Consider the following 14,023-nt stretch of genomic DNA (forward strand, 5'->3'; position numbering starts at 1 on the left):
CATTAAAAAATGTATTGTGATATGCACTCAATTTTTAATGGATTATGTAAAAGAGAGTCTTTATGTCCCTACCCCTACACAATATCGCAAGTATTCTTAAACGCGCCAAGGAAAAACAGCTATCTTTAGATGCAAGAAAAGAGCTCACGATTCAGCTTGCTGAAGAGCTTTTACAAGAGTCACTCTCTCACTATACAAAAGAAGAAAGAAGGAGGCAAAAAGAGCTTGCAAAGATGATGCAAGATCCAAAAGGTAAAGTATTTACTACCCGGATGATTGATGAATGTTTTAGAAGTCACTCTCCCGCAAGAGTGGCCAATCAACTCGTCTATCTTTTGCAGCAGATGGGGCTTCCTGAATATGTGAGCTTAAGCAAAAAGATTGCTTTGTCTCTTTTTAAACGGTTAGGAGAGTTTTTTCCATCTTTTTCTGTCACGATGGCCACTTGGATGCTCCGAAAAGAAACCGCCTCTGTCATTCTCCCTGGGGAGAAGAAGCTGCTACTTAAACATATGCAAAAAAGGCGTCAAGAAGGTGTGCGTTTAAATATTAATCATTTAGGGGAAGCGATTTTAGGAGAAGAAGAGGCGATGCGCCGTTTACACACCTATCTTCTTGATCTTCAAAACGAGGCAATTGAGTATGTCTCAGTTAAAATTTCGACTCTTTTCTCTCAAATCAATCTCTTAGCTTGGGAAGAGACAAAAGCTGTGTTAGCGAGCAGGCTAAGAGAGCTTTATAGAGCTGCAAGAGATCACACTTTTATCCGTCCTGATGGAGTGAAAGTGTGTAAATTTGTGAACCTTGACATGGAAGAGTATAAAGATTTAAGGCTCACCGTCGATCTTTTTCAAACGGTTTTAGAAGAAGAAGAGTTTCATCAGGTGACAGCCGGCATTGTTTTACAGGCGTATCTTCCAGACTCTTACCTCATTCAGCAAGAAATCACGAAGTGGGCTCAAAATAGAGTGAAAATAGGGGGCGCTCCGATTAAAATTCGGATTGTTAAAGGCGCAAACCTTGCCATGGAAAAGTTAGAGTCTTCCTTAAAAGGGTGGCCTCAGGCTCCTTATCATCATAAAATTGAGGTCGATGCGAACTATAGGAAGATGGTGGAATTTGGTTCTTTAAAAGAGCATATAGAGTGCGTGGAACTGGGCATTGCAAGTCACAACCTTTTTGATATTGCCTACGCGCTCATTTTAAGAGCAGAAAGAGGGGTAGAGAGCAGGATGCATTTTGAGATGTTAGAAGGGATGGCAGAACCGATCAGAATCGCTCTTCAAAAAACCGCTCAAGATATTTTACTCTACTGCCCTGTTGCTAAACAAAGGGATTTTCAAAGTGCAGTCGCTTATCTCATTAGACGGCTTGATGAAAATACAGGACACGATAATTTTCTAAGAAGTAGCTTTGGGTTAAAACCGAAGTCTCCTGAATGGGATTTTCAAGCAAAGTTTTTTCTAGAAGGGTGCTTACATATGCAAACGGTGTCTTCGCATTCTCACCGTATCCAAAATAGGTGGCATGAGCCTTTACGGTATTCTATCTTAGAGCCGTTTAAAAGTGAGGCAGATACCGATTTTTCTCTTCTACATAACCGAGAATGGATCCACACTTTTCTTGAAGAGTGGAAAAATAACAACACGCTCTTGGTTCCTTGCACGCAGTTTCAAGAGAAACAAGATATCAGCTACTTTATCAAAGAAGGAAGCGATCCTTCTTGCCCTCAAAAGATTTCTTATCGGTATGCTACCGCCTCTTGGGAAGAGATCGATGCTGTCTTAGAAAGAGCCTCTCTTTCTAGAGAAGAGTGGACCTATGTATCTTTAGAGACAAGGTGTGAGTTACTTGCAAAAGTCTCTCATCAATTACAGCTTAAGAGAGGGTATTTAATTGGGGTGATGGTTAAAGACGGGGGAAAAACTATCTTAGAAGCAGATAGCGAAGTGTCAGAGGCGGTTGATTTTGCAGAGTACTATTTAAGATCAGCCCGTGAGCTCTTTTCCCACCGTGATGTTAAGCTAGAGGCAAAGGGGGCTTATCTCATCACACCTCCTTGGAACTTCCCTGTCTCCATTGCCGTAGGGGGGATTTTAAGCGCTCTCATCATGGGTAACACGGTCATCTTTAAGCCAGCTCCTGAAACGACTCTCATTGGATGGGTCTTAATCAATATCCTTTGGGAAGCTGGCATTTCAAAAGATGTCCTTTACTGGATTGTGTGTGAAGATGAACCTATGGGAACAAAGCTTATTCAAGATCCAAGAATTACAGCTGTTGTTTTAACAGGGGCAACTGCTACAGCCAAGTTTTTCTTAAATCAAAGACCAGGTCTTGATCTTTCTGCAGAAACAGGAGGAAAAAATGGGATCATCGTTACCAATCTTTCGGATAGAGATTTAGCTATTAGCTCTATCATTCAGTCAGCTTTTGGTCATGCGGGGCAAAAATGTAGCGCAGCCAGTCTCCTTGTTCTTGAGCAAGAGGTGTATGACGATCCCCATTTTAAAGAGCAATTAAAAGATGCCGTAAGAAGCCTTAAAACAGGCTCTTCATGGGACCCTTCTACAAAAGTTGTCCCCTTAATTAGAGAAGCTTCTTCTCACCTTGAAAAAGCGTTAACCACCTTAGAAATCGATGAGTCATGGCTTTTAAAACCTGTTCAAGACCCTCATAATCCATTACTGTGGTCTCCTGGTATTAAGTGGGGCGTTAAAGAGGGGAGTTTTATGCATCAACAAGAGCTCTTTGGTCCTGTTTTAGCTGTGATGCGGGCAGAGAACTTAGATCATGCTATTAATATTGTGAATCAAACGCCCTACGGCCTAACTTCAGGACTATTTAGCTTAGATCCAAGAGAGCAGGAACAGTGGTTAAAACATATTCAGGCAGGAAACTGCTACATCAACCGGACAACAACAGGAGCAATTGTTTTAAGGCAGCCGTTTGGAGGGTGTAAGTGTAGTCAATATGGCAGCGGAAAAAAAGCTGGAGGACCTAACTATTTGGTGCAGTTTGTTCATGTTAAATCCCTCACTTCTCCTCAAGAAAAAAGCCCTATTTCTCCTCTTTTAGAGCAGGTTATGCAGTGGGCAAGGAACCATGTGCAAGAGGCACATGATCTTGCCTGTTTAGAACCGAGTTTAGAGAGCTACACCTATTGGAGTGATCACTTTACACAAAAGCATGAAATGGCTTTCTTAATAGGACAAGACAATCTTCTCACCTATAAACCTTATGATAAGTTATGCCTAAGAATTCAAGTAGGTGATCTATCTATTGATATCTTAAGGGCGCTTTCCGCAGCGCTTCTTTGCAAGGTGCCCCTTGAGGTGAGCTTTTGCCTAAAGCATCCTCTGATCACTCAAGAGTTTAGGCAGCAGTTTTCATCATTTATTTGGAAAGAAGAGAGTGAAAATGTCTTTTTAGACCGGCTTTATAGGGGGCATATGCGAAGAGTTATCGTCCTCTCCTCTTTTCCTCCTATATGGAAAGAGATTGCAGCACATTCTTTAACCCATATTTCTGATCAAGACATCTGCTCAAATGGTCGTTTTGAGCTCCTGAGGTATCTTCAAGAGGTTGCAATCAGTCACGATTATCACCGTTATGGGAACCTCGGGTTAAGAGAAAACGAGAGGAAAAAAGAGGGGTCATAAGATCCAAATAGAGAAAAAAATATAATAATATTATTTTTTTAGGTGGCGATTTAGACACTTCCCTATCCATCAATAGGCTTGGGGGGGAGGTATCTAAATCGTGATAAACCTTCCTAACACCTTTTTGCTAAAAATATTTAAAGGGCTTTAGGGGTTATCATAGGCAAAAGCTGATCTATTACCTCTTTCTTACCGTATAAATCTACCTCTTTAAGAAGAGGGGTATTTTTTATGTCCCTCTTTTTAAAGAAGAGATTGTTACGTTTGTTTAGCCACTTTAGAGTGTCTTTCTGTTAAATGATCTAGAGAGGAGTTTTCATTTAAGGGGTCTAAATCATGATGCGTGATAGAGGGCTCAATACGGTAAAGTTTTTCAACTTGAACAGCTGCGCCGTATAAATCAACCCCTGCTTGAATGTATCTTTGCCTGAAGGCCGTGTAATCGTATATCACATTGTTATAGAGGACAGGTTGCTCTGGTTTATCTTGAAGATAAGGGCAGATATCATGAGGGAGCAGAGGGTGATGAAGAAGAGGGAGGTTGTCCCATGTAGGAATAGAGGTTTTTCTTTGATGCTCTTTCCAAGGATCCCAACTGTCTAAAAAAGCTTCAAAGGCAGACTCTTGCACCTCTTGTAAAACGTCTCTTCCGATGCCATCGATTTCCTCATCGGAAACCATGACACATCTTCTAAAGAGCATGGTTTTTGTATCGATAGGAAGAGATAACATCTCTTGTAACCGAATATGAAAGGCCATAAACACTTCCACCTCATCCACAAAAGAGAGCGTTTGAATATGGTTCCGGATTTTTTTATTAAGCTCTTCTAAGAGAAAAAAACCTCTTCCTAAGTTTTTCACCTCTTCAGAAGTTGCAGCTACATGTTGAACTGTGCGGAGCTTTTGATAAAAACTAATGTCATCTAATGTGGCAATCACTCTGTCATCACAAGATGAGAGGCCTTGATGAATCAGAAAAGCAATAGGGAGGCACAGTTGTTCATCTTCTGCCATCAGCTGAATCACAGTAAGTATTCTTTTTGCAAGGACTCTTTTAGTCGCTCTATTTGCATAATCTGTTGTTCCTGTAAGGCGCATGAGAAAATCCAAAAGATTTTGATGATCTTGTACCTGAGTGAGTGTATGATGAATTTTACCACACATCTCTTCAACAGTGATGGGAAGAGTTTGCATAGCTTCTTCTTGCCAAAAGGTAACTGCCTCAAAAAGATCTGTAAATTGAGTGATGTATTCTTCTGCAGCATTTTCAGAAAAATGAATGGTAATATCTGGATTATCTCCTACTGCTTCTTGCAATCTTAAAATCGTTGTCGGTGAAAGCCCGCATCCTGTCAAATCGATGATGCGTTTATTTCCGTCAGAAGAGAGGCCTAAAGTGGCAATCCAATTAGGTAGAGATGTGAGATGAGTACATCCGCTTAAATTTAAATTTCCCCCAACCTTCAGGGAGTGAGGTAGAGCGGTCATATTTGTGCAATAAGAGAGGTCAAGATCTCCTTCCACGGTTAAATCTGAGGGTAAGTGAGTAAGACTTGTGCACTCAGAAAGATTTAAGTTTTGATTTGCGATGAGTCCTTGAGGTAGAGCGGTAATATTTTTGCAAAGAGAGAGGTCAAGATCGCCATCTACCACTAAATCACTGGGTAAGTGAGTGAGACTTGTACACCCAAAAAGATTTAAGTCTTGACCCACGATCAACCCTTCAGGTAGAGCGGTAATACTTGTACAAAGAGAGAGGTCAAGATCCCCCTCTACCACTAAATCACGGGGGAGGTGAGCAAGGCGTGTGCATTCAGAAAGATTGAGATCTTGCCCCACGATCAACCCTTCAGGTAAAGCGGTAATATTTGTGCAGTGAGAGAGATTAAGATTTCCCTCTACCACTAAATCAACAGGGAGGTGGGTAAGATTTGTACACCTCGTGAGGATCAGATCTTGACTTGCTCTAAATCCTTGAGGTAGATCTGTAATACTTGTGCAATCAGAGAGGTCAAGATGACCCTCTACAACTAAATCTGAGGGGAGATGCGTAAGATTTGCGCTCCCAGCCATGAAAAGATTTTGTTTTACCGTAAATCCTTTAGGTAAGGTCTTAAGAGCTAAGCAGCTCGTGAGAATAAAACTGCCTTCTACGACTAAATCATCAGGAAGATGGGTGATATTAATGCAATTAATGATTTGAAAATACCCTGTGACTTTAAGACCCTTAGATAAAGTCGTAAGAGCTGTACAGTTAGTGAGAACAAGATCGCCCTCTATTGTTAAATCAACAGGTAGATGTGTCAGGTGTTTGCAATTGATGAGGATGAGGTGCTGCTTGACTTTAAGTCCTGTGGGTAGGGCTGTGATACCTATGCAATGAGAGAGATTCAGCGATCCCTCTATTTCTAATCGTTGAGGTAATAAAGAAAGGGAAGAGAGATGGGAAAAATCGACATTTCCTTTTACATAAAGTTGCTGAGGTAAAAAACAAAACGGATCTTCTGGAGCATGTAAAATCTCTTTCTGTAAGAATTGGGAAACAAAAGGAGCATCACAGGTAAGAGACCCTTCTATTTCAACATCTTTAGTCTGTAAAAGCAAAAATCCTTGAATATTTGAAGAAGAGAGTTTGATATTCCCTTGAATGAGAATACGCTTTGGTAAATGTTCTCCATTTGTCAGGTGATTGAGCTCTTCTGCTAAAAGCGTATAACGCTCATCTTGTTGATCTAACCCTAGTGATGGATGAAGAGAAGAAGAAGTGAGTGGCCAAATGTTTGAAAGATCCATAATAATCCTGAAAATTTTTCTTTAGTAAACCGTTTTACAATGCATTTTTTGCAAGAGGCGCTCTTATACACATAGGAGTATGAATTGATAATAAGGGATTTTTCCATACAGCTTATTTTTTGTACATGATCCTATTCACTAGTAAAACAATTTATTTTAATTGTTTGCTGCTTTAGAGAATGAGCTATTTCCCAAAATCTCCCTTCTCGTAGTATACTACTTTCATGTTAATGCATTTAAATCCTGAGCAGCAGCAAGCTGTCTATCATATTGAAGGGCCAGCACTGATCATTGCAGGCGCTGGATCTGGAAAAACCCGGGTGGTAACCCACCGTATTTCCCATCTCATTGAAAAGGGAGTTCCCTCTGATGAAATCTTAGCTGTGACCTTTACGAATAAAGCAGCTGGTGAAATGAGAAAGCGGGTGCAAGAAAGCTCAAATCATTTGGTGCTAACCTGTACATTTCATAGTCTTGGAGCAAAGATTTTAAGAGAGTCTATTTCTCATTTAGGGTACGATGCAGATTTTACGATCTATGATGAAGATGATAGTGAGAAGTGTTTAAAAGAGTGCTTAATCTCTTTAAATCTGCAAGGGGATAAAGCTATACTTAAAAACTTTCGCAGCCAAATTTCTGCCTGTAAAAATGGTCTTTTGTCTCCTGAGGATCTAGCTAAAGAAGATTCTACAGCTGGAGCTGTCTATGCACTGTATCAAAACCATTTAAAATCCGCAAATAGCGCCGACTTTGATGATCTTCTCTACTTGCCAATTCAGCTTTTTAAAGAACATCCAGATGTTCTTGCCCTATATCAAAAGAGATGGTCATTTATTTTAATCGATGAGTATCAAGATACCAACCACGCTCAGCATGCGCTCATTAAACTGCTCTCAGCTCACCATAAAAATGTGTTTGCAGTAGGGGACCCGGATCAATCGATCTACTCTTGGCGAGGCGCCAATGTCGATAACATCTTAAATTTTGAAGAAGACTTTCCTGGATCTATTATCATCGCTTTGGAACAAAACTACCGAAGTCCCTCAACGATTTTAAGCGCTGCTAACGCGCTCATTAGCCATAACCCAGCTCACTATGATAAAAAGTTATGGAGCACTCTTGGAAAGGGGCCCAATGTGGGGATTTATACCGCACAATCGGATCATCAAGAGGCAGAGTTTGTTGCGCAAAAAGTTGCGGAATATCAAACAAAGTTCTCTTTAGATGACTGCGTTGTGTTTTATAGAACGCACTCTCAATCCCGTGTATTAGAAGATACGTTTTTGAAGAAAAGAATACCTTATGTGATTGTGGGAGGGCTCTCTTTTTATCAACGAAGAGAAATTAAAGATATTTTAGCTCTTTTAAGAATGAGCCTTAAAGGAAACGACTTCATCGCTTTTTCAAGAACAGTCAATATTCCTAAACGAGGACTTGGAGAAAAAACTCTTCAAAAGATTAGAGATGCAGCTGTCATGACAAGTACCCCTCTCATGGTGTATTGTCAAAAACTTATTCAAGGAGATACAGATCTCTCCATTTCTGCAAGGCAGCTTCAAGGGCTTAAAGAATATACCGAGATGATGACATCGCTTAATCAAATGGTTAGAGATAACATCTCACTTCATACACTTGTGAAAGAAGTGATTGAAAGATCTCGCTATGAAATCTATCTTAAGGAAGATCCTGAGACGATGGTAGAGCGGCAAGAAAACATCAATGAGTTTTTGATCAAATCAGCTGAATGGGAGCTTGAAAACCCAGGGCAAACGCTTGCGGATTTCTTAGAAGAGCTCACATTAAAGTCATCAATGGATGAGGCTAAAGATGATGGATATAGCCTCCGGCTTATGACCCTTCATAATAGTAAAGGGCTAGAGTTTCCCATCGTCTTTTTAGTCGGTATGGAAGAAGAGATTTTCCCTCACATTAATAGCTTAGGGAGTGAAACGGCTATTCAAGAAGAAAGGCGGCTTTGCTATGTCGGAATGACAAGAGCTAAAGCGTCTTTATATCTTTCTTGCTCAAGGACGAGGTTCCTTTGGGGAGGCGCTAAAATGATGAGACCCAGCCGCTTCCTCTCTGAAATTCCTTCTGAATATACAAGAGATTTAAGCCCAAGAAGCTACACAAGGGACTCATCAGGCAGTGAAGATCTCTTACGCGGAGATGAGGTGATTCATAAAGACTTTGGAAGAGGCATCATTCAAAAGTCTTATCAAACATCTCTTGGACTTACCTATGATGTTTTTTTTCCAAATACACAAAAAATGTATAGCCTCATTGCAAAGTATGCAAAACTTGTGAAGAGTGAAGAGAGCGATTTTTATTAAAAGAGATCATCCTGTAAGCGAGGTGTCTTCTAATAAAAGGACTCTCTCTTGAAGTGTCATGCATTTATCTCTTAACTTACAAAGAAGGAAGGGTTTAACGTTTCTCTCTTTTTAAGTTGACTTATCCTCTTTTTGAGCATCAGACACTTCTTTTGATCTCATGTCTTTGATAGAAAAAGAGCTACTTATCTTTCTTTATCGATAAAATGGAAAATGCTGTAGACTCTTTAAACTTTTAGCACTAATTTTTTTTGAAAAATAATTTTTACGGATATATTATGGAATATGAACGAGTTAAAAAATTTTCAGATAAAGACTTTCGCAGATTTACAGGAATGCAAAGAAGTGCGTTTGAAAAGATGATAGAGATCTTGCAAGAGGCAAACTTAAAGAAAAAAAGTCAGCTGCCTGTAGGGGATCAATTACTCATGGCTTTAGAATATATTCGGCAGCATAGAACCTATTTGCATATAGCCGTGGACTATGGAGTTAGTGAAACTGTTGCCCGTAAGATGATACATTGGGTAGAAGATACGTTAATCCAAGATCCTGTATTTGCATCCCTAAAAAACAAAGTACGTTTAAAAAGTGATATCGAATATGAAGTTTTCGTGATAAAGGATACAAAAACTCTTCTAGAATATTTTGAAGAAAATGAGATGGAATCAGATCCGTACCCAGAATGAAGATGATCGAGCCCTTCTTAGGTTCTTTAAATTCCCTCAATTCTTCTCTACATTCAAAATAAAATACTGCTTAAACTTCTTCACAACTCTTTCACCCAATAGATAGATACCAAACGCTCTTAGCATCATTTTTTGAGGTAAAAATGTAACAGAAATGCCCATTTGCAACTAATGGGTATTTCTGTTACATTTTAGAATGTGATCAAATCAAAATATTCTGAAGCTTTTAGAGCTCTTTCCAAAAAAGAAGTTTTTTCTTCCGCAGAGGGGAGAGAGGCAGGAATGCCTCCTCGTATGCTGAGTTATTTCTGCTCTAAGGGGATAATAGAGAAGATTTGCCACGGGATATATAAAATCAAAAATCTGGATTTTGGTGCGGCATTTGAATGGGAAGAGTTAGCACTCACTGCTTTAAGTATTCCCAAAGGGGTCATCTGTCTCATTTCAGCTCTTTGTTATTACGATTTAACAGATGAAATCATGAGGGAATTTTGGATTGCAATTCCCCATGAAAAAGCTGCTCCTTCTAGAGAAAATAGCCGTATTATTCGGATGCGTAACAGTTCTTTTGGTCAAATCACCATCAAAATGGGCAGCAGTCATGTTAAAATCTTTGATAGAGAGCGAACGGTTGTTGATGCCTTTCGCTTTCTAGACAAAGAAACGGCTTTGAAAGCTCTAAAAAACTATTTAAAGGGAAGTCAAGAAAGTAAGCCTGATATCGATAAACTTCTTGAGTATGCAAAAAAGCTAAGAGTTGATTTAATCCCTTATATTTCGGCATTTATCTTATGAAATCTGCAATTGAACAATCTATCAAAGAAAAAATCAAGGCCCTTGCCTCAGAAAGAAATTCAACATTTGTAGAGTTATGGAGAAATTTGATTCTAGAGCGATTATTAACACGGCTATCAAACTCTTCCTACAAAGAAAAATTCATTTTAAAGGGAGGCACTTTACTTGCAAAGTACATCGATATCGGAAGAGAAACACAAGATCTTGATTTTTTTATTCAAAAATTATCAAACACAGAACAAGCTTTGAAGGGTATTTTACAAGCGATTTGTGATGTTGAGGTTGATGATAGCTTTTCCTTTGAAGTGATGAAAATTAAAGTTCTTGACCATTCCCAGCTTGCATATACAGGTGCTGAAATCACTCTACAGGCGGTATTTGGCGCTACAAAAACAGTGATACGCATGGACTTAGGTTTTGGAGATAGTGTAGAACCGATTGAACATCAGATCGACTTAACGGCGACATCAAAAGGGCCTCTATTTGAAAGTAGTATTTCTTTATATTGTTATCCAAAGGAATTCATTTTTGCAGAAAAGCTAGAGACAGTTGTTTTTCGAGGGAAAGGAAACACCCGGATGAAAGACTTCCATGATCTTTATTCTCTAGTCCAATTAGGTATTTCTGATCAAGAGCTTCTTCAAAGAGCTATTCAGCTGGTTTTTCACCACAGAAAGACTTCTCTTAAAAAACTCCCTATTTTCTTTGAAATAGATGCTTTTGAAATATTAGAAAAAAATTGGAGCGCCTATCTCAAAAAAATCCAATTAAAGAAAGAGAGACTAAGACCGCCTGAATCCATCAAGGATGTCATTTTAGCTGTAAATCGGTGGCTAGAAGAAAATAAACTTTTCTAACTATTTTTCCTTAAGTATTTTAAAGTAAAAAACGTTTTATCATTTTCATTTGAAATACCACATCATCTCCTTAAGATTTGCAAATAGCTTAAGCCCTTTTTTAAGTGTCATGCTCATTAAGCAAATCAAGATAGATTTTAAAAGGGCACCACCTTGAATTGACATTTTATCTTCTATTTAGTAGGAGAGGGATTTAAGGGGGAGCTTTCATGGAACTTAAAATGACAGTGAAAATGAAACCTGAGCTGGGATTATTTATCACGCCTGCCTTAAAAGAGGCGCTTCAAGTGCTAGCCATGCCGCTTTCCTCTCTTGAGGCGTGGATAGAAAAGCAGCTCGAAGAAAACCCAGCGCTAACGCGTAGTGAAGCTGTTTACCCCCATTTAGAAGAGCCCTATATTCTACATCATACAAGAAAAAGACAAGAAATTTTTCAAAAAGAAGATTTGGCATATCAATATCCGTGCCTGATTGAAGGGATTGCAAATCCTGCAAAAACGCTTCAAGAAGAGCTTTTATCACAAGGAAGAGAGCTTTCTCTCTCTCATAGGGATAGAGCTGAATTAGAAGAGCTCATTTATCAGCTAGATGATAGAGGTTTTTTAGCAGAAGAGCTTCAATCTCATCCACTCACACCTCTTTTACACACCTTTGATCCTGTGGGTGTTGGAGCCTCTAGCTTAAGGCACTGCCTGTTACTCCAACTCAAGAGACTGGGAAAAGAAAAAAGAGAAGCCTTTAAGATCATTCAGCATTACTACAATGAGTTACTTCAAGGCAAACTAATCACTATTGCAGAAGGGCTTGATTGCTCTTTGAAGGAATTACGCAGCATCATTCAAGAAGATCTTGCCTCTCTTTGTTTAAATCCGGCTAAATCTTTTCACCGTGATGTGATGCCTGTTGAAATGCCTGATGCATTTATCAGTTACCATGAGGGTAAGTGGATGATTGAGCTCAATGAACAGCTCACTTCTTTTCATATTAACCAAGATGCTGTTTTTGAGGGGAGTCACTTTAAAAAATCAGCACTTTGGGTGCAAGAGATGATTTCAAGAAGAGGGATGATCTTAAGGAAAATTATTGGATGGGCTCTTGAAAAACAAAGAGACTTTTTTGAGGGAAGAGCCTCTGTTTTAACACCGCTCACATTACAAACAGCTGCAAAAGAACTCTCTTTACATTTATCCACCATCTCTAGAGGGGTTAAAGATAAATACCTCTCACTCCCTACAGGAATTTTTCCGCTGAGAGCGTTTTTTGTGAGAAAGAGCTTATCTGAAAAGATGTCACATGACGCGCTCAAAACAAAGATACTTTATTTTGTTAAACAGGAGAGTTTGTTATCGCCGCTTTCTGATCAAAAGATCGCAGATCAACTTGTATTAGAAGGCATTGCATGTTCAAGAAGGGTCGTAACAAAGTACAGAAAAAAGCTAGATATTCCTTGCGCTTCTAAAAGACGAAGAAGAGATTTTGTATAGAGGAAGAGTTAGTCAAAAAAAAGAGCTGATCTTTTTTAGATCAGCTCTTTTAAGAGTAAAAGTTATTCAATGATAGCGTTTGCGATCACGTAATCTTCTGCTTTTTCAAACAGCATTTTTGAGAGGTTCTCAGCTTCTCTTGTCTCAGGATTTCCTGAGTTTTCATCCCTGCTATAATCTCCAAGTAGGACATCTAGAAGCGTTGTGTTTTCTTCATGGTCTTGATGAGAAGGAGAAAGAGAGATTTTAGCGTCTGCTAAAAGCTTTCTGCAAAGGTAGAACATCCGGACAGCTTTGACAGATTGCTCAGATATCGATACAATCACCTGTTTTTTCTCATTTAATGGCATTTGATTCCAATGCTTGAGATATTCTGCATCTTGAAGGAGCTGTTGCATGCGGAATTTCACTTCGCGCTCTGTTAAGCTCTCTGGCACTTCAAATGGGTAGTTGGTGAGAAAAAGTTCTGACACTTGCTCGCGCAGTTTTTCTTTTACGTGTGCATCAGCTTTACTATTTAACAGTTTTTCTACATTGACGCGAAGATCATCTACAGAATGAGAGCCAAGTTTTTGTGCCCACTCGTCACTAAGTTCCGGAGTTGTAGCTGTTTCAATGGCATGGATAGTGACTTTAACGTTTTTAGGAGTAAGCTCTTCTTGATCGCTGACACTTGCATCTACATCAGGAGTGCTGACGCCCTCTAACACTTCACCAATAGAGTGTCCTAAAATGAGGGTTTTCATCCAAGCTGCCATGGATTTATCTGTCACTTCAAAGCGGACTTTAGAAAAGAGAGGGGATAGAGAGTTTTCTTCCACAACATCTACATCAAGAAGAACAAAGTCTCCTTCTTGCACAGGGCGGTCATGGATAGATGCCCAATCTGCAAAGAAAAGAAGCGCTTGTCTAATGGTTTCATTCACTTTTTCTTCGTTAACAAGAGGTCTTTCTACAGCTTTAAGCTTAAGAGAAGAGGGGTCAATGGTGGGGATGGTAGCTTCTGTTTCAAAAAAGAGCGTTAAGGTAGCGCCTGTTTCAAGAGAGCACTCTTTCACAGAGTAGCTAATTTTAAATTCGTTGTTTAAAACAGGGATTTTTGTGAGATCAAGAGCTTGTTTAAACGAGAGTTCAGAAAGTGTTTTTTGAAGTTCAGACTCGATAGGCTTAGGATAGTTTTGTTCCACGAAGTGAGCTGGAGCTTTTCCTTTACGAAAACCTGGAATCACAACCTCTTTTCCCACCCGTTTTACCGCTTGAGTATGAGCCTCTTTAACAAGAGAAGGATCTGCTTCAACTTCTAATTCAACTTTGCAAAAAGGTTTGAAATGCGCTTTGACTTTCAGTGTTTCATTTGAAAATTCTAAAACAGAAGGTGTTGATACTGTATTTTCCATGGTGTCCTTAAATCTT

Annotated in this window: 8 protein-coding genes; 6 read left to right on the forward strand and 2 right to left on the reverse strand. The window is 39.3% G+C overall.

Annotated elements, in window-relative coordinates:
* The first annotated feature begins 62 nt into the window (after positions 1 to 62).
* A complete protein-coding gene (locus ACI7T6_RS01240) occupies positions 63 to 3,662 on the forward strand; it encodes a proline dehydrogenase family protein (RefSeq protein ID WP_404665782.1) in 3,600 nt (1,199 codons plus the stop codon).
* Positions 3,663 to 3,920: 258 nt separating this feature from the next.
* Here the strand turns inward: ACI7T6_RS01240 and ACI7T6_RS01245 are convergent, their stop codons facing one another.
* Entirely contained in the window at positions 3,921 to 6,455 is a 2,535-nt protein-coding gene (locus ACI7T6_RS01245; RefSeq protein ID WP_404665783.1) for an NEL-type E3 ubiquitin ligase domain-containing protein, read from the reverse strand.
* 224 nt (positions 6,456 to 6,679) lie between these two features.
* Here ACI7T6_RS01245 and ACI7T6_RS01250 point away from each other — a divergent pair, with 224 nt between their 5' ends.
* The 5 genes from ACI7T6_RS01250 to ACI7T6_RS01270 all read left to right on the forward strand — a co-directional run bounded on the left by ACI7T6_RS01250 (position 6,680) and on the right by ACI7T6_RS01270 (position 12,610).
* Entirely contained in the window at positions 6,680 to 8,788 is a 2,109-nt protein-coding gene (locus tag ACI7T6_RS01250) for an ATP-dependent helicase (RefSeq protein ID WP_404665784.1), read from the forward strand.
* A 278-nt stretch (positions 8,789 to 9,066) separates the two neighbouring features.
* The gene (locus ACI7T6_RS01255; protein ID WP_404665785.1) at positions 9,067 to 9,474 is read left to right on the forward strand and encodes a transposase family protein; all 408 of its coding nucleotides are present in this window, start codon (positions 9,067 to 9,069) and stop codon (positions 9,472 to 9,474) included.
* 198 nt (positions 9,475 to 9,672) lie between these two features.
* A complete protein-coding gene (locus ACI7T6_RS01260; RefSeq protein WP_404665786.1) occupies positions 9,673 to 10,269 on the forward strand; it encodes a type IV toxin-antitoxin system AbiEi family antitoxin domain-containing protein in 597 nt (198 codons plus the stop codon).
* Positions 10,266 to 11,126, forward strand: coding sequence for a nucleotidyl transferase AbiEii/AbiGii toxin family protein (locus ACI7T6_RS01265; protein ID WP_404665787.1), 861 nt, complete (start codon positions 10,266 to 10,268; stop codon positions 11,124 to 11,126). The genes ACI7T6_RS01260 and ACI7T6_RS01265 overlap by 4 nt, the downstream gene beginning before the upstream one ends.
* A 209-nt stretch (positions 11,127 to 11,335) precedes the next feature.
* Entirely contained in the window at positions 11,336 to 12,610 is a 1,275-nt protein-coding gene (locus ACI7T6_RS01270) for a hypothetical protein (protein ID WP_404665788.1), read from the forward strand.
* Between the two features lie 62 nt (positions 12,611 to 12,672).
* Here ACI7T6_RS01270 and tig read toward each other — a convergent pair whose 3' ends face one another.
* Positions 12,673 to 14,007 (reverse strand): trigger factor, encoded by a 1,335-nt coding sequence (tig, locus tag ACI7T6_RS01275; RefSeq protein WP_404665789.1) that lies wholly within the window; start codon positions 14,005 to 14,007, stop codon positions 12,673 to 12,675.
* Between the last annotated feature and the right edge of the window lie 16 nt (positions 14,008 to 14,023).

The organism is Rhabdochlamydiaceae symbiont of Dictyostelium giganteum (assembly GCF_964291045.1).
Lineage (GTDB): Bacteria > Chlamydiota > Chlamydiia > Chlamydiales > Rhabdochlamydiaceae > PALSA-1444.